14 protein-coding genes, 1 tRNA gene and 1 riboswitch are annotated in these 16,805 nt (G+C 75.5%); of the genes, 9 read left to right on the top strand and 6 right to left on the bottom strand.

The window, feature by feature from the left end; translation table 11 throughout:
* The first annotated feature begins 181 nt into the window (after window positions 1-181).
* A riboswitch (cyclic di-AMP (ydaO/yuaA leader) is annotated at window positions 182-332 on the top strand.
* 7 nt (window positions 333-339) lie between these two features.
* The 6 genes from LO771_RS31085 to LO771_RS16170 all read left to right on the top strand — a co-directional run bounded on the left by LO771_RS31085 (window position 340) and on the right by LO771_RS16170 (window position 6,870).
* Window positions 340-1,242: a transglycosylase family protein gene (locus LO771_RS31085; protein ID WP_304944824.1), complete on the top strand. Its 903-nt coding sequence runs from the start codon at window positions 340-342 to the stop codon at window positions 1,240-1,242.
* 217 nt (window positions 1,243-1,459) lie between these two features.
* Window positions 1,460-2,746, top strand: a complete 1,287-nt coding sequence (gene eno, locus LO771_RS16190) for a phosphopyruvate hydratase (protein WP_230652993.1) — start codon at window positions 1,460-1,462, stop codon at window positions 2,744-2,746.
* An 86-nt stretch (window positions 2,747-2,832) separates the two neighbouring features.
* Window positions 2,833-3,297 carry a septum formation initiator family protein gene (locus tag LO771_RS31080; protein ID WP_304944823.1) on the top strand — a complete coding sequence of 155 codons (465 nt, stop codon included), beginning with the start codon at window positions 2,833-2,835 and terminating at the stop codon, window positions 3,295-3,297.
* A gap of 86 nt (window positions 3,298-3,383) precedes the next feature.
* Entirely contained in the window at window positions 3,384-3,989 is a 606-nt protein-coding gene (locus tag LO771_RS16180) for a DUF501 domain-containing protein (protein WP_230653245.1), read from the top strand.
* Complete coding sequence (locus LO771_RS16175) at window positions 3,986-4,936, top strand: Ppx/GppA phosphatase family protein (protein ID WP_230653243.1); 951 nt, start codon at window positions 3,986-3,988, stop codon at window positions 4,934-4,936. The genes LO771_RS16180 and LO771_RS16175 overlap by 4 nt, the downstream gene beginning before the upstream one ends.
* Window positions 4,937-5,511: 575 nt before the next feature.
* Window positions 5,512-6,870: an NAD(P)/FAD-dependent oxidoreductase gene (locus LO771_RS16170; protein WP_230652991.1), complete on the top strand. Its 1,359-nt coding sequence runs from the start codon at window positions 5,512-5,514 to the stop codon at window positions 6,868-6,870.
* Between the two features lie 184 nt (window positions 6,871-7,054).
* Here the strand turns inward: LO771_RS16170 and LO771_RS16165 are convergent, their stop codons facing one another.
* Window positions 7,055-9,610, bottom strand: a complete 2,556-nt coding sequence (locus LO771_RS16165) for an ABC transporter permease (protein WP_230652989.1) — start codon at window positions 9,608-9,610, stop codon at window positions 7,055-7,057.
* A gap of 151 nt (window positions 9,611-9,761) precedes the next feature.
* Window positions 9,762-10,532, bottom strand: a complete 771-nt coding sequence (locus tag LO771_RS16160) for an ABC transporter ATP-binding protein (RefSeq protein ID WP_230652987.1) — start codon at window positions 10,530-10,532, stop codon at window positions 9,762-9,764.
* Between the two features lie 309 nt (window positions 10,533-10,841).
* Between LO771_RS16160 and LO771_RS16155 the strand changes: the two genes are divergently transcribed.
* A tRNA-Leu gene (locus tag LO771_RS16155) sits at window positions 10,842-10,923 on the top strand.
* A 241-nt stretch (window positions 10,924-11,164) separates the two neighbouring features.
* On the top strand, window positions 11,165-12,082 hold the full coding sequence (locus LO771_RS16150; RefSeq protein WP_230652985.1) for a Bax inhibitor-1/YccA family protein: 918 nt from the start codon (window positions 11,165-11,167) through the stop codon (window positions 12,080-12,082).
* 142 nt (window positions 12,083-12,224) lie between these two features.
* Here LO771_RS16150 and LO771_RS16145 read toward each other — a convergent pair whose 3' ends face one another.
* Window positions 12,225-12,455, bottom strand: a complete 231-nt coding sequence (locus tag LO771_RS16145; RefSeq protein ID WP_055585760.1) for a DUF4287 domain-containing protein — start codon at window positions 12,453-12,455, stop codon at window positions 12,225-12,227.
* Between the two features lie 187 nt (window positions 12,456-12,642).
* On the opposite strand from LO771_RS16145, the gene LO771_RS16140 reads away from it, so the two are divergent.
* Window positions 12,643-13,032 (top strand): hypothetical protein, encoded by a 390-nt coding sequence (locus tag LO771_RS16140; RefSeq protein ID WP_230652983.1) that lies wholly within the window; start codon window positions 12,643-12,645, stop codon window positions 13,030-13,032.
* A gap of 51 nt (window positions 13,033-13,083) precedes the next feature.
* On the opposite strand, the gene LO771_RS16135 is transcribed toward LO771_RS16140, so the two are convergent.
* The 3 genes from LO771_RS16135 to LO771_RS16125 all read right to left on the bottom strand — a co-directional run bounded on the left by LO771_RS16135 (window position 13,084) and on the right by LO771_RS16125 (window position 16,765).
* Window positions 13,084-13,965: a hypothetical protein gene (locus LO771_RS16135; protein WP_308188922.1), complete on the bottom strand. Its 882-nt coding sequence runs from the start codon at window positions 13,963-13,965 to the stop codon at window positions 13,084-13,086.
* A gap of 377 nt (window positions 13,966-14,342) precedes the next feature.
* A complete protein-coding gene (locus tag LO771_RS16130; RefSeq protein ID WP_230652981.1) occupies window positions 14,343-15,563 on the bottom strand; it encodes an acetyl-CoA C-acetyltransferase in 1,221 nt (406 codons plus the stop codon).
* A 41-nt stretch (window positions 15,564-15,604) separates the two neighbouring features.
* The gene (locus LO771_RS16125; protein ID WP_230652979.1) at window positions 15,605-16,765 is read right to left on the bottom strand and encodes an SGNH/GDSL hydrolase family protein; all 1,161 of its coding nucleotides are present in this window, start codon (window positions 16,763-16,765) and stop codon (window positions 15,605-15,607) included.
* Between the last annotated feature and the right edge of the window lie 40 nt (window positions 16,766-16,805).

Genomic DNA, 16,805 nt, shown 5'->3' with positions numbered 1-16,805 from the left:
AGCGGCCGGGGACCGGTCGTGAAGCGACCCGCAGTAGGCGTATCGCGACCCTGGGTTTGCGCCTGTGTGATGTTTGTGATGCCGGGTTGTTATCAGTCGGATGATCTGTCTAGGCTCCGGGCGTCCGCTGCTGCGGACCCGACGCGCGGGACGCCGAGTCCTGTCCGCCGTGCGTCCGGACCGCCGAGACCGACCTTTGGCGACAGGAGCGGGGGAACCAGGTAGTCCGCCGCGCACCTCCCCGTGCGCGGCTCGGGGTGAAGCCGCCACGAGCGGCCGGGCCACCTCCCGGCCCGAACCCGACAGCTCACCTCGCAGGCGTCGGAGAGGGACCCCTTCATGCTGCTTTCCGGAAACGGCCGCCACCGCCGCATCCGCCCCAGCCAGACCAGGAAGTTCGTCGCCGCCGCCGGCGTCACCGGCGCCGGCATCGCGCTGCCGCTGATCACCTCGGGCAGCGCCTCCGCCGCCTCCGTCTCCACCTGGGACAAGGTCGCGCAGTGCGAGAGCGGCGGCGACTGGGCCGTCAACACCGGCAACGGCTTCTACGGCGGCCTGCAGTTCACCCAGAGCACCTGGGCGGCCTACGGCGGCACCGCCTACGCCGACCGCGCCGACCTGGCGACCAAGGGCCAGCAGATAGCGGTGGCCGAGCAGGTGCTGGACAGTCAGGGGCCCGGCGCCTGGCCGGTCTGCTCGGTGAAGGCCGGCCTCTCCTCGGGCGGCCCCGACGCCTCCGTGGACACCGGCGGCAGCACCTCGGTCTCCGACTCCGGCTCCGCGGCCTCGCGCGGCAGCGGCCGCGGCGACCTGCACGCCTCCGGCGGCAGCCCCGCGGGCGCCTCCGCCACCGAGCAGGAGCAGGGGCCCAGCTTCGACGGCCGGGCCGGCTGGGACGCCCAGGACGGCGTGTACTGGTTCCAGCAGGACGGCGCCTGGCACTGGACCAGCCACCGGAGCGTGTACGAGCAGCGCACCGCCGCCCACCCCTCGGCCCGGCAGGCCGTTCCCCGGCACGCCGCCCCGCAGCAGGCGGCCCCCGCCGCGGCGGCGCCGCAGCGGCCCGCCGCGCCGGACGCCGGCCGGGACGGCGACTACACGGTCCGCACGGGCGACAGCCTCTCCCGCATCGCGCAGGCCCACCACCTCGACGGCTGGAAGCAGCTGTACCAGGACAACCGCTCCACCGTGGGCGCCGACCCGGACCTCATCCTCCCCGGCCAGGTGCTCGACCTCGGCTGACCCCGGCCGCCGCGGCCCCGCCCGGCGGCCCGGCACGGACGCCGCCGTGCCGGGCCGCCGGGCCGCATCCGGGGAACGCCCCGGGAACGCCCGGTGGACTACCGGCGGGTAGGGGTGTTCGACCGGCGAGACAGGGCCCGGCCAGGGGCGGCCCCGGCCACCCGTGCGGTTAGGCTCTGGACGTAACGCATCCATATCCGCCCTAAGGAGATGCCTCGTGCCGTCCATCGATGTCGTCGTAGCCCGGGAGATCCTCGACTCGCGCGGCAACCCCACGGTCGAGGTCGAGGTCGGCCTCGACGACGGCAGCACCGGCCGTGCGGCGGTGCCGTCGGGCGCCTCCACCGGCGCCTTCGAGGCGCTGGAGCTGCGCGACGGCGACAAGTCCCGCTACGGCGGCAAGGGCGTGGAGAAGGCCGTCCTCGCCGTCATCGAGCAGATCGGCCCCGAGCTCGTCGGCTACGACGCCACCGAGCAGCGCCTCATCGACCAGGCGATGCTGGACCTGGACGCCACCCCGGACAAGTCGTCCCTCGGCGCCAACGCCATCCTCGGCGTCTCCCTCGCGGTGGCGCACGCCGCCTCCGAGGCGTCGGACCTGCCGCTCTTCCGCTACATCGGCGGCCCCAACGCGCACGTGCTGCCCGTCCCGATGATGAACATCCTGAACGGCGGCTCGCACGCCGACTCCAACGTGGACATCCAGGAGTTCATGATCGCCCCGATCGGCGCGGAGTCCTTCTCCGAGGCCGTCCGCTGGGGCGTCGAGGTCTACCACACCCTCAAGGCGGTCCTGAAGGAGCGCGGCCTCTCCACCGGCCTGGGCGACGAGGGCGGCTTCGCGCCGAACCTCGACTCCAACCGCGAGGCCCTGGACCTCATCGTCGAGGCGATCAAGAAGGCCGGCTACACCCCGGGCAAGGACATCGCCCTCGCCCTCGACGTCGCCGCCACCGAGTTCCACAAGGACGGCGCCTACACCTTCGAGGGCAAGTCGCTCTCCGCGGGCGAGCTCGTCGACTACTACGCCGAGCTGGTCGCCGCGTACCCGCTGGTCTCCATCGAGGACCCGCTGAACGAGGAGGACTGGGACGGCTGGAAGGCCATCACCGAGCGCCTCGGCGACAAGGTCCAGCTCGTCGGCGACGACCTGTTCGTCACCAACCCGGAGCGCCTGGCCCGCGGCATCGAGTCCGGCACCGCCAACGCCCTGCTGGTGAAGGTCAACCAGATCGGCTCGCTCACCGAGACCCTGGACGCCGTCGAGCTCGCCCAGCGCAACGGCTACCGCTGCATGATGTCCCACCGCTCCGGCGAGACCGAGGACGTCACCATCGCCGACCTGGCCGTCGCCACCAACTGCGGCCAGATCAAGACCGGCGCCCCGGCCCGCTCCGAGCGCGTCGCCAAGTACAACCAGCTGCTGCGCATCGAGGAGATCCTCGACGACGCCGCCGAGTACGCCGGCCGCGGCGCCTTCCCGCGGTTCCGCTACGAGGGCTGACACCCCGCCGCGTTCCCGGTGCCCCGCCGTTCACCCTCTAGGGTGGGCGGCGGGGCACCCGCACGACCACGGAGGGGACGGACCACATGGCGATCCGGAAGGCGGCCGCACCCGGACGCGGCCCCGGCGCGGCCGGGGCCCGGCCCCGCTTCACCGGCCGGGCCGCGGTGCTCGCGCTGGTCCTCTGCTCGCTGGTCGCGATCCTGGCCTACCCCACCCGGCAGTTCATCGCCCAGCGCGCCGACATCGCCGCCCGGCGGGCCGCCGCCGCGCAGGCCCGCGAGCGGGTCGACGAGCTGCGCCGCGAGAAGGCCCGCTGGCAGGACCCGGCGTACGTCCGGGCGCAGGCCCGCGCCCGGCTGCACTACGCGCTGCCGGGGGAGACCCCGTACGTCTCCGTGGACCCGGACGCGGGCGGGACCGCCGGGGCGGGGGAGGACCCCGGCGGTGCGGCGTCCTCGCGCGGCGCCGCCCGGCCGCCCTGGTACACCGGGGTCTGGGACTCCGTGGACGCCGCCGACCACCCCGACCGCCCCGCACCCCGCTCCTGACCCCGGCCGCCCCTCCCGGTCCCCGCGCGCCGCACCCCGGCCCGCCGCACCCCCGCCCACCGCCCCCGCACGAGACAGCGCATCCCATGACCTCTCCCGAGAACCCCGCCGACTCCGCCGCCCCGGCCTCCCCCTCCGGGGCCGCCGCGCCCGCGGAGCCCGTCGCCCCCGCCGACGTCGCCGCCGTCGCCGCCCAGCTCGGCCGCGTGCCGCGCGGCCTGCGCGCCGTCGCCCACCGCTGCCCCTGCGGCCTGCCCGACGTGGTGGAGACCGCGCCGCGGCTGGAGGACGGCACGCCGTTCCCCACCCTGTACTACCTGACCTGCCCCCGGGCCGCCTCGCTGATCGGCACCCTGGAGGCCGACGGCGTGATGAAGGAGATGACGGCGCGCCTCGGCGAGGACGAGGGGCTCGCCGCCGGCTACCGCGCCGCCCACGAGGACTACCTCGCCCGCCGCGACGCCGTGGAGGTCCTGGAGGGCTTCCCCAGCGCGGGCGGCATGCCGGACCGGGTGAAGTGCCTCCACGTGCTGGTCGGCCACTCGCTGGCGGCCGGCCGCGGTGTCAACCCGCTCGGCGACGAGGCGCTGGACATGCTGCCCGAGTGGTGGCGCAAGGGCCCCTGCGTCTGCGCCGACGGCGGGGACGCCGAGGGCGCCGGGAAGAGCTCCGAGGAAGGGGACGACCAGTGACCGGGACGCGCGTCGCCGCCGTCGACTGCGGCACCAACTCCATCCGCCTGCTGGTCGCCGACCTCGACCCGGAGACGGGCGAGCTGAAGGACCTCGACCGCCGGATGACCATCGTCCGGCTCGGCCAGGGCGTCGACCGCACCGGCCGCCTCGCCCCGGAGGCGCTGGAGCGGACCTTCGCCGCCTGCCGGGAGTACGCGGAGGCCGTCCGGGGCCTCGGCGTCGACCCGGCGCACACCCGGTTCGTGGCCACCAGCGCCTCCCGCGACGCGGAGAACCGCGACGACTTCGTCCGCGGCGTGGTGGACATCCTGGGCGTGCGGCCCGAGGTGGTCACCGGCGACGAGGAGGCGCAGCTCTCCTTCACCGGCGCCACCCGCGAGCTGGCCGCGGCCGGGCTGCGGCTGGCGGAGCCGTACCTGGTGGTGGACATCGGCGGGGGGTCGACCGAGTTCGTGCTGGGCGACGCGTCGGTGCGCGCCGCCCGCTCGGTGGACGTGGGCTGCGTGCGGATGACGGAGCGCCACTTCGCCGGGGCGGACCCGGTCACCCCGGCGCAGGTGGCGGCCGCCCGCGCGGACATCGAGCGGGCCCTGGACCTGGCGGCCGAGGAGGTGCCGCTGGGCGAGGCCCGCACCCTGGTCGGGCTGGCCGGCTCGGTCACCACCGTCGCGGCCGTGGCACTGGGGCTGACCGCGTACGACTCGGCGCGCATCCACCACGCGCGCATCCCGGCGGCGCAGGTCCACGCGGTCGCGGAGCGGCTGCTGGGGGCGACCCACGAGGAGCGCGCCGCGATCCCGGTGATCCACCCCGGCCGGGTGGACGTGATCGGCGCCGGCGCCCTGGTGCTGCAGGCCCTGGTGGAGCGGACGGGCGCCGCCGAGGTGGTCGTCAGCGAGCACGACATCCTGGACGGCATCGCCTGGAGCGTCGCCGGGCGCTGAGGGGTGCCGCGGGGGCGTGCGGAGGCGCTCCGGCCGCCGTGCCGGGGCGCCTCCGCGCCGCTCTGTCCCGAGGGTCCGCGGCGGCCCCGCGCGGTGCCGCCGCGGGGTCGCGGCGGGGTAGCGGCGGGGTAGCGGCGGGGCCGTCCGGGCCCCCGGGAAGGGCGCTCCGGCCCTCCGGAAGGGCCCGTCCGGCGTCTGGCGGCGGAGCGCCGCGACGAACTTCGTGAATTTCTTCACATGGAGTTCCTGGCCCGCGTGCCTCCTTCCGGGGCGCGCTGTCCGCCATGTGGGACGAAGGCGTCCGGACGCCTCGGCGTGGGGATCGCAGGCGCGGCCGCGGATTCGCGCGCAGTTTCGAAAGGCGGGGCCGGGAACCGTACGCCTCCGGCGATCGTTGCTGCTCACGGCCGTGGTCCCGCCGCCGCTCCGCCGGGGCCCCCGCGCGGACGGCCGGCGCCCCTCCCGGGCGTCCGGGCGGCCCCGGAGAGAGGGCCGCGAAATATAGCACACCGTGTCCAGGGGTGTGTGACCGGGCTCACGAGGGGCCCCTCGGGGCGTGCTGGATACTTTCCGATATGAGCACCACGGAGCGTCCTCGCATCCTCATCGTCGGCGGTGGTTACGTCGGCCTGTATGCCGCGATGCGCATCCTCAAGAAGATGCGCTACGGCGAGGCGACCGTCACGGTCGTCGACCCGCGGTCGTACATGACGTACCTGCCCTTCCTCCCGGAGGCCGCGGGCGGCAACGTCGCCCCCCGCAACCTCGTCGCGCCGCTGCGCCGCGTCCTGAAGAAGGCCGAGGTGCTGACCGGTCACGTCACCGGGATCGACCACGGCCGCAAGGTCGCCACGGTCACCCCGCTGGCCGGCGACGCGTACGAGCTGCCCTTCGACTACCTGGTGGTGGCGGCCGGCTCGGTCTCCCGCACCTTCCCGATCCCCGGTCTGGCCGAGCACGGCATCGGCATGAAGACCGTGGAGGAGGCCATCGGCCTGCGCAACCACGTGATGGCGCAGCTCGACAAGGCCGAGTCGACCACGGACAAGGACGTCCGCCGCCAGGCCCTCACCTTCGTCTTCGTCGGCGGCGGCTTCGCCGGCGTCGAGACCATCGCCGAGGTCGAGGACATGGCCCGCGACGCGGCGAAGATCTACAACACCGTCAGCCGCGAGGACATGCGCTTCATCCTCGTCGAGGCGGCCAACCGCATCCTCCCCGAGATGGGCCCGGACCTCGGCGTCTGGACCAAGGAGAAGCTCGAGGAGCGCGGCATCGAGGTCTTCCTGGAGACCTCCATGGAGTCGTGCGTCGACAAGCACGTCGTGCTGAAGAACGGCGTCGAGGTCGACGCCTCCACCATCGTGTGGACCGCCGGCGTCAAGCCCAACCCGGTGCTCTCCGCGTTCGGCCTGCCGCTGGGCCCGCGCGGCCACGTCGACACCGCCCCCACCCTCCAGGTCAAGGGCTTCGACTACGTCTGGGCCGCCGGCGACAACGCCCAGGTGCCGGACCTCGCGGTCGGCGAGGGCGCCTGGTGCCCGCCGAACGCCCAGCACGCCGTCCGCCAGGCGCTCGTCCTCGGCGACAACGTCGTGTCCGGCATGCGCGGCTTCCCGCAGGCCGAGTACAAGCACAAGAACCTCGGTGCGGTCGCCGGCCTCGGCCTGCACAAGGGCGTGGCGATCCTCTTCGGCAAGTACAAGCTGAAGGGCCGTCCGGCCTGGTGGTTCCACCGCCTGTACCACGGCAGCCGGGTGCCGACCATGAACCGCAAGGTCCGGGTCTTCACCGACTGGACGCTGGCGATGTTCCTCAAGCGCGAGACCGTTGGCCTCTCCGAGATGGAGAAGCCGCGCGAGGCGTTCTTCGAGGCGGCCGCCCCCGTCCCCGCCCCCCGCAGCGAGAAGGCCCTCGCCGAGAAGGCGTCCTGACCTCGCGGTAGTCCGGAGGCCCTCCGCCCGGCAGCGTCGCCGGACCACGACCTCCGTGGTGCTCAGCCGGCCCCGGTGCCGGGCGGAGCCGCACCGCGCATCGCAGGTGTGACGCAGGCCCCCCGGTCGACATCCGTCGACCGGGGGGCCTGCGCGTTGCCGCCCCGCGAGGGGGGTGCCGCCGTCACGCGGCCTTGATCGACTCCAGCACGTCGAGCCGGGAGGCGCGGCGGGCCGGCCAGAGGGCGGCCAGCAGGCCGATCACCGCGGCGCCCGCCAGCAGGTACCCCACCGTGGCCGGCGGGACGACGGTGGTCAGCCCGTCCAGCTCCGCCCTCAGGGTCCCGTTGACCGCCCAGGCGAGGAAGGTGCCGAGGCCGATGCCCAGCACCGCGCCGAAGAGCGAGATCACCAGCGACTCCAGCCGCACCATCCGCTTCACCCCGGACCGGTCCAGGCCCACCGCGCGCAGCATCCCGATCTCGCGGCGGCGCTCGAAGACCGACATCGCCAGGGTGTTGACCACGCCGAGCACGGCGATCAGCACGGCCATGGCCAGCAGCCCGTACAGCAGGTTCAGCAGGAAGCCGATCTTCCCGCTGAAGGAGGCGCGGACGCCGTCCCGGTCCTCCACCTTGATCAGCGGGTTGTCGCCGGTGGCGTCCCGCAGGGCGCGCTGCAGGGCGGGGCCCGCCCCGTCCGCGCCCTTCACCAGGACCTGCCTGACGTAGGGCTGCCGCACGTGCGGGTCGAGCACCCGGCCGGCGAGGACCGCCTCCGAGAGCAGGGCGTTCTCCTCGAAGACGCCGCCGACCACCAGCCGGGCCCGGCTTCCGTCGGGGTACGCCGCCCGCACCGCCGAGCCGGTGCGCCAGCCCCGCTCCCGTGCCACGTCGGCCCGCACCAGCAGCCGGCCCTGCGCCAGGGCCCCGGCGGAGCCGCTCCGCATCCGCACCTCGACCAGCTCGCCCAGGGCCGCGGCGTCCACGCCGGAGACCTCCTGGCTGCGGCCGCCCAGGCGCAGGGGGACGGACTCCACGGGGCTGACCGCGGAGACGCCCGGCACCTTCGCGATCCCGCGGGCGACCTCGGGGGAGAGCGAGGCGTAGTTGGCCATCGAGACCATGTAGTCGGCCTTCATGCCGTCGGTGACGGCCCGGTCCACCGCCGCGCCCACCGAGGCGCCGATCACCGACAGCGCACTGATCAGGGTCACGCCGACGGTGAGCGCGGAGGCGGTGGCGGCGGTGCGGCGCGGGTTGCGCACCGCGTTCCGCCGGGCGAGCCGCCCGGAGACGCCGAAGGCGCCGCCCAGCAGCGGGCCCGCCAGCGCGATCACCGGCCGGGAGAGCAGCGGGGTGAGGACGAAGACGCCCACCAGGACGAGGACGGCGCCGACGGCGACCGGCATCCGGCCGGCGCTGCCGCCCGTGGACGCCCCGTACACGACGGCGGCGGCGCCCAGCACGGCCAGGGCCGCACCGAGGGAGTTCCGCACCCGCAGGCTCCGCTGCGAGGCGGGCAGCTCGGCGCTGCTCATCGCCGCGACCGGCGGGATCGTCGCGGCGCGGCGCGCCGGCAGCCAGGCGGCGAGCACGGTCACCAGGGTGCCGACGGCCAGCGAGACCAGCACCGTGGACGGGGTGACGACCAGCGGGCCGTCCGGCAGGTCCACGCCCGTCGCGCCCATGACCGCCCGCATGCCGACCGCGATGCCGACGCCCGCGGCCAGGCCCCCCAGCGAGGCGGCGACGCCCACGGCGAGGGCCTCGGCCAGCACGGAACGGGTCACCTGGCGGCGGCTCGCGCCGACCGCCCGCAGCAGCGCCAGCTCCCGGGTGCGCTGGGCGACCAGCATGGTGAAGGTGTTGGCGATGAGGAAGACGCCGACGAAGAGGGCGATCCCGGCGAAGGCCAGCAGGGCGGTGGACAGGTTGTCGGTGGCGCGGGCGATCTGCGCGGCCTGGTCGTCGGCGAGCCGGCGCCCGGTCTCGGCCTTCAGCGCGCCGCCCTTCGGCAGCAGTCCCTCGATCCGCCCGAGCAGCGCCGTCTCGGAGGTGCCGGGCGCGGCGGCGGCGTCGATCTCGCTGTACCGGCCGGGGGTGAGGTAGAGCCGCTGGGCGGTGGGGGTGTCGAAGAGGACGAGGGAGCCGCCGGAGGAGACCCGGGGGTCGTCCGTGCGGAAGACGCCGGTCAGCCGCAGCCGCATCACCGGGCCGTTGACGGCCACCCGCACGGTGTCGCCGACCCGGAGGCCGCCCTTGGCGGCGGTCGCCGCGTCCAGGGCGGCCTCGCCCGGCCCGGACGGGCCGCGGCCCTCGGCCATCGGGTAGCGCGGGTCGCGTCCGCCCGCGCCGGGGGCGAAGTTGGTGCCGGTGGTGGACCAGCCGTCGCCGATCAGCGCGCCCGCGCGGTCGGCGACGCCGGCGAAGCCGGTCACGACGCCGCGGGCCCCGGCGACACCGTCGGCCGCGGAGATCCGGCGCAGGACGTCCTCGGTGAGGGCGGGGCCGCGGCGGTTGCGCTGCGCGGCGCCCGCGTAGGCGTCGGCGGCCGGGTCGGTGACGGCGACGGAGATGTCGGAGAAGGACCGGGCGGAGCTGTTCTTCAGGGCCTCGCCGAGGGTGTCGGTGAAGACCAGGGTGCCGGCGACGAAGGCGGTGCCGAGGAGGACGGCGAGCGTCGTCATCAGCAGCCGGGCCTTGTGCGCGAGGACGTTGCGCAGGGCGGTGCGGAACATGGGTGGGGTGTCCTGGGATCGGTGCGGAACGGATGGCGGGGGCCGCCGCGCCGGTCGGCGGCGCGGCCCGGGGGTGCGGGGGTGCGGGCGTGCGGAGGTGCGGGCCCGGGACGCGGGGGCCGGGCGCGTGCTCGGCCGGGGTGGCGTCCGGTCAGCTGGTGCGGCCCTTGGCGTCGAACCGCCGCATGCGGTCGAGCACCCCGTCGGCCGTGGGGCCGTGCAGCTCGTCGACGATCCGGCCGTCGGCGAGGAAGACGACCCGGTCCGCGTAGGAGGCGGCGACCGGGTCGTGCGTCACCATGACCACGGTCTGGCCCAGTTCGCGCACCGAGTTCCGCAGGAAGGAGAGGATCTCCGCGCCGGACCGGGAGTCCAGGTTGCCGGTCGGCTCGTCGGCGAAGACGATCTCGGGCCGCCCGGCCAGGGCGCGGGCGCAGGCCACCCGCTGCTGCTGGCCGCCGGAGAGCTGGGCGGGGCGGTGGGAGAGCCGCCCGGACAGGCCGACCGTGGCGATGACCCGGTCCAGCCACTCCCGGTCGGCCTTCCGGCCGGCGATGTCCATGGGGAGGGTGATGTTCTCCAGGGCGGTGAGCGTGGGCAGCAGGTTGAAGGACTGGAAGACGAAGCCGACGTGGTCGCGGCGCAGCCGGGTCAGCTCCTTGTCCTTCAGTCCGACCAGCTCGGTGGCGCCGATGGTGGCGGAGCCCGAGCTCACCGTGTCCAGCCCGGCCATGCAGTGCATCAGCGTGGACTTGCCCGAGCCGGAGGGGCCCATGATCGCGGTGAACTCGCCGCGGCGGAACTCCACGCTCACCCGGTCCAGGGCGACGACGCGGGTCTCGCCCTCGCCGTACACCTTGCTGAGGTCGGTGGCGCGGGCGGCGGCGCGGCCGGTGAGGACGGGGTCGGCGGTCGTGGTCACGGGGGCTCCTGGGGGCCGGGTCTGCGGGGTCACTCCATGCTCGGCCACGCGGTGGCGGCGGACCGTCGGCCCGGCGGACGGTTGGGCGTACCGCCGCGGGTCGTACGGGGAGGACGCCGTCTCCTCCCGGGGTATGACGGGGCCCCTGAGACGGCGGACGGGCGGTCTCCGGGTCAAGGGAGGCTCAAGAGAACCTCATGATGCGTCAGATCACATGAAAACAAGACAACTTCCCCGGCCTGGGGCATGCAGGCCGTGCCGTCCGCCACTAGGCTCGGGGCTGACCCCGCGAGGGGGAGTGGGGTGCGCGCCCGGATGGTGGAATGCAGACACGGGCAGCTTAAAACTGCTTGGCCGTGAGGCCGTGCCGGTTCGAATCCGGCTCCGGGCACTCCCCCTCCGCCGGACCCCCCGGCCCGGCCGCCGCGGCGCCGTCCGCCCCGCCGTCCCCGCAGCTCCGCCCGCCGCCCCGCCGCCCCGCCCCGCGGTGCCTTCCGCCCCGCCGGTGCCGCCGTTCCCCCGCTGCCGCCGCCCGCGGCTCCGGTCGGCGCGCCCCGGGACGCATGGCTTTCCTTTACCCGGGCATTACCATTGGCGTGAGGGCTGCACCGTGCGGCCCCGGGAGGAAGCACATGAGGAGCAGCAACCCGGTCTTCTCGCGGCAGGGAGCCTTCACCCGCGACACCGGTTACGCGGGGTTCGGTCCGTCGCAGTCCGCCGGGCCGCACGCGCCGCAGTCCCCGCCGCCCGGCGGCCCCTACGCGGGCGGCCCGTACGCCGCCGCCCCGCAGGCGGGCGGCCCGTACGCGAACAACCCGTACGACCAGCAGCCCCTCTCCGCCGAGCAGCTGCAGCAGATGTACGGCGCGCCCGCGGCCGGACCGCTCGACACCGGCCGGATGACCATGGACGACGTGGTCGCCCGCACCGCCATGACGCTGCTGACCCTGGTGGCGGGCGGCGCCCTCGCCTGGTTCGCCGTCCCGGCGGGCGCCTTCGGCATCCCCATGGTCGCCGCCCTGGCGGCCTTCGCCGTCGCCATGGTCGTGAGCTTCCGCCGCACCGTCAGCCCCGCCCTGGTGCTGGCCTACGCGGCGCTGGAGGGCGTCTTCCTCGGCGCGATCAGCAAGGCGCTCGACGTCTACTTCTCCGGCATCGCCGTCCAGGCCGTGCTGGGCACCGCGGCGGTCTTCGCCGGCATGCTCGTGGCCTACCGCTCCGGACGCATCCGGGTGACCGCCCGCTACCAGCGGATCGGCCTGGCCGTCGCCATGGGCTTCGTCCTGCTGCTGGTGGTCAACGTGGTCGCCGCCCTCTTCGGCGCCGACCTGGGCCTGCGCTCCGGTCCCGTGGGCATCCTGGTGGGCGTCCTCGGCATCTGCCTCGGCGCCTTCTTCCTCTCGCTGGACTTCCACGAGATCGAGCAGGGCGTCCGGGGCGGCGCCCCGGAGCGCGAGGCGTGGCGGGCCGCCTTCGGCCTGACCCTCTCGCTGGTCTGGATCTACCTGGAGATGCTGCGCCTGATCGCCATCCTGCGCGGAGACGACTGATCCGCCCCGGCCCCGGACCCCGTCGCGGGGTCCGGGCGGTGCCGGACACCTCGGAGGGCCTGGGAGCCGTCGGCTCCCGGGCCCTCGGGCGTATGGGGGAGGGTGGGTCGGAGGGGGGTCGGGACTCGGACGGGGGCGCCGCTCAGGCGAGCTTGCGCGCGGCCCTCCGCAGGTCGTGCTCGTGCACGATGGCCTTGGCGTAGCCGTACGAGATGTCGTACTCGCGGCGGAGCCAGTCGATCTTCTCCTCGCACCGCGTGAGGCCGGGCCCGTCGTCGACGGCCTTGAGCCAGTCGCTGATCTCGCGGCCGGTGACGGCCGGGATCCTGGAGAGGAGGTTCTGGTGGGTCGCTGCGGAGTACATCAGGGACATGGGCGCCTCCGGTTGAGCGGTCCGTCCTCCCACCGTGCCTGAGGTCGTAACCGTTGGCAACACCCGCCACGGGGGCGGTGCGAGGTGGGGGCGGTCGGTCCTCGTTGCCGCCTCCTTACCCACCCTCCACCCCGTTGACGCCTGCCGGTCGCACGGTCACCCGTCCGCGCCCGGATACGCTCGCCCCATGCCCGATCCCGCCCCGCTGCTCACCGCCGTCGACCGCCTGGCCGACCGCTTCCGCTCGATGCCGCAGAGCAGGCTCACCGCCCCCGTGCCCGGCCACCCCTCCCGCGCGGCGGCCGCCCTCGCCCTCGCCCGCCGGCTCGCCGCGGACGCCCTCGCGGTGGAGGGCGCGGCGGCCCCCGGCGGCGCCCCGGGGGGGATGCCGGACGCGGGCCCCTTCGCCGCCGGCGACCAGCTCGCCGTGGCCGGCCACGACCTCGCCGCGGCGCTGGCGCCGCTGGCGCCGGACGCCCCCGTCGCCACGCGCGACGGCGTCCGGTCCGCGGCGGACGCGGTCCTCGCGGACGCGGTCGCGGCGGTGGGCGCCGTGGCGGAGCTGGTGGGCGGGTAGGCGGCGGGCCCGGCCCCGGGAGGGCCGGGAGGGCCTCGGCGGGCCCGCGGGTCAGAGGCTGGCGACCACCCGGTCGGCGAGCACGTACACCGTGCCCTCGCCGGTGGCGAAGGTCAGCGAGTAGGAGCCGGAGAAGCGCGAGCCGCCGAGCAGCCGCACCGCGTCGCCGCAGCGGACCGCCTCGATCAGCCGCTCCGCCGCCTCCCGGTCGCCCGGGGCGACGCACAGCGTGGTGCCGTCGGCGAAGGCGTACACGTCCAGGGTGCCCAGCGGGCCGGGGCGGACGTCGGTGAGGGCCGTGCCGTCGTCGGCGAGGCGGTTGAGGGTGGAGTCCGTCCACTCCCGGGACGGCGCCTGGGCCGGTACGAAGTCCGGGTGGGAGGGGTGGCGGCGGGGGTCGGGGCCGGCGGCCGGCCCCGCCTGCACCTCCACGTCGGCCTGCACCCCGTTGTCGGCCTGGACGGCCGGGGACCCGGCGCCGCCCTGCACCGGGTGGCCGGACCGCAGCCCGTTGCCCTCGGCGATCAGCTCCTCCAGGGCCGTGCGCAGCGCGTCCGTGAACTCCGGGTCCATCCGCCCGCCCGCCGGGCGCGGGAAGTCCTCGGCGCTCTCCGCGGCCTCCTGCGGGCCGGTGGGCCGGGGGAAGTACAGCGGCCAGCCGTCCACCGGGTCGGCGCCGTCGAACGGGGTGTCGAAGAGCGGGGCGTCCTCCGCCGACCGGGCCTCCTGCTCCGCCCAGAACGCGCGCGCCTCCGCGACCTCCCGCTCGCGGTCCTCGGCCAGGGCGGCGGCGACCGCCCGGCGTATCGCCGCGTCGTCCGGGGCCGTGGCCGCAGCCGCCTCCAGGCGGCGCGACAGCCCGCGCACGTGGACCAGCACCCCTGCCGTGAGGACGAGCAGGAGCAGCAGAAGAACGGTGTACACGGCGTTCACGGAACGTACTCCTTGCGCGGAGCTGAACGGGGGATCACCCCCACAGTGCCGTATGTCCGCGCGCGGCGTCAGGGGAAGGGGCCCCCTTCGTGAGTGAGCTGTGACCTTGCCCACGTCGGTGCAGGTGGGCGTGGTATACGCGGGGGAGTCGACCGGTTGCGGACCGTCGACCGCGGGGCCCTCCGGGGGTGTGCGGAGGGCCGGATCACCTTCTCCATGTGATCCGGCCCTCAAACACGAAGGGTCACTCCGAACGGGTGATTCCGGCCACCGTGCCGCGACCGGGGCCCGCCCCCGCCGCGGGAGGCTGCCGCCTCCCCCGGTCCCTCGGCCGGCGGCCCCGCCCTCCGCCGCGGCCCGGCCCGGCCCGGCTCAGCTCAGCTCAGCCGCTCGATCACCATCGCCATGCCCTGCCCGCCGCCCACGCACATGGTCTCCAGGCCGAACTGCTTGTCGTGCCACTGCAGCGAGTTGATCAGCGTGGTGGTGATGCGGGCGCCGGTCATGCCGAACGGGTGTCCGACGGCGATGGCGCCGCCGTTGACGTTGAGGCGGTCCAGGTCGATCCCCAGGTCGCGGTAGGAGGGGATCACCTGGGCGGCGAAGGCCTCGTTGATCTCGACCAGGTCGATGTCGCCGATGGTGAGGCCGGCCCGCTGCAGGGCCTGCCGGGAGGCCTCGACCGGGCCATAGCCCATGATCTCGGGGGAGAGGCCGGAGACCCCGGTGGAGACCACCCGGGCCAGCGGGGTGATGCCCAGCTCGCGCGCCTTCGTGTCGGACATGACGACCAGCGCGGCGGCGCCGTCGTTCAGCGGGCAGCAGTTGCCGGCCGTGACGGTGCCGTCGGGGCGGAAGACGGGCTTGAGGCCGGAGACGCCCTCCAGGGTGACGCCGGCGCGCGGGCCGTCGTCGGTGGAGACCACGGTGCCGTCGGGCGTGGTGACCGGGGTGATCTCGCGGGCCCAGAAGCCGTCCTTGATCGCCTTCTCGGCGAGGTTCTGCGAGCGCACGCCGAACTCGTCCTGCTCGGCACGGGTGATCCCCTTGAGCCGGGCCAGGTTCTCGGCGGTCTGGCCCATCGCGATGTAGGCGTCGGGCAGCAGGCCGTCCTCGCGCGGGTCGTGCCACTCGTCGCCGCCCTCGGCGGCGCGCTTCGCGGTGCGGGCCTTCGCCTCGTCGAAGACCGGGTTCTCGGTGCCGGGCATGCCGTCCGAGGTGCCCTTGACGCTGCGCGAGACGGTCTCGACGCCGGCCGAGATGAAGACGTCGCCCTCGCCGGCCCTGATGGCGTGCAGCGCCATGCGGGTGGTCTGCAGCGAGGAGGAGCAGTACCGGGTGATCGTGCAGCCGGGCAGGTGGTCCATGCCCATCTGCACGGCGACGATGCGGCCGAGGTTGTGGCCCTGCTCGCCGCCGGGCAGTCCGCAGCCCAGCATCAGGTCGTCGATCTCGCGCGGGTCGAGCTGGGGCACCTTGTCGAGGGCGGCGCGGATGACGTGGGCGGTGAGGTCGTCCGGGCGGACGTCCTTGAGCGAGCCCTTGAAGGCCCGGCCGATCGGCGAACGGGCGGCGCTGACGATGACGGCTTCGGGCACGGTGACTCCTCGACGTACGGGTGGGCGGCTACGGCCGTAAGCTACCGCTTAGTACCGCGGCCGTCACCCAGGGCTGCGTGTGAGCTGGACGACGTTCCCCCGGACTGCTCCCCGGGCCGTTCCCCGGCCGTTCCCCCGCTCCCCCCGCCGGACCCCTCGCGGCGGGCGCCGCCGCCCCCGCCGGACCCGGGCTCCCCGCCCCCGCCGGACCCCGGCTCCCCGTCCCCCACTGCGGGCAGCCTGCGCCGCCGCCGGTACCGGACCAGCGCCCAGCGGCCCGGGGAGCCGCCCGGCGCGGCCGCCGCGACCTCCGTGCCGGACCGCCCGGCGGCCTCGGCGGCTGCCACCGCCACCGGCAGCACGGCCTCCCCGCGGGCCGCGTCCGGCCGGTCCTCCGGCCACAGGCCCAGGGCCGCGCAGAGCGACGGCAGCACGGCCATCGCGGCGGTGCCGTACCCCTGCGCCGACGGGTGGTAGCGGTCGGCGGCGAACAGCTCCCGGCGCATGGCGAACTCCGGGCCCAGCAGCGACCCCAGCGACACGGTCCGCCCGCCCGCCTCCACGACCGCGATGGTCTGCGCGGCCGCCAGCTGCCGGCTCAGCCGCCGCGCCACCCAGCGCAGCGGCGGGCGCACCGGCTCGATGGTCCCGAGGTCCGGGCAGGTGCCCACGACGACCTCGCAGCCCGCCGACCGCAGCCGCCGCACCGCGTCGCCCAGCAGCCGCACCGACTCCACCGCCGGCACCCGGTGGGTGACGTCGTTGGCGCCCACGATGACCACGGCCACGTCCGGGACGGCCTCCAGCACCAGGTCCACCTGGTGGTCCAGGTCGGCGGAGCGGGCCCCGGACAGCGCGGCGTTCACCAGCCGCACCCGCCGCTCGGCGACCGACGCCAGCCCGGCGGCCAGCAGCGCGCCCGGCGTCTCGTGCCCGCGCAGCACCCCGAGCCCGGCCGCCGTCGAGTCGCCCAGGAACGCCAGCACCAGCGGCGGCGCCGCGGCCTGCGGGCCGTCGGCGAAGGCGCCCCCGTACACCCCGTCCGCCCGGGGCGGCTCGCTCCCCAGCGCGCCCACCGCGCGCTCCGCGAACTTGGCCTCGGTGACCAGCAGCCCCAGGACGCCGACCCCGAGCAGCCCGATGCCTCCGCCGCCGTACGCGGCGGCCGCCGCGATCCGGCGCGCCACCCGTGCCCGCGACATCCGCGACCCCCTCACCCGGTCCGTTCCCGACTCATGGGAG

The organism is Streptacidiphilus sp. ASG 303 (assembly GCF_020991365.1).
Lineage (GTDB): Bacteria > Actinomycetota > Actinomycetes > Streptomycetales > Streptomycetaceae > Peterkaempfera.
Note: the sequence above shows the minus strand (reverse complement) of the source record. Positions and strands in the feature narration are given on the sequence as shown.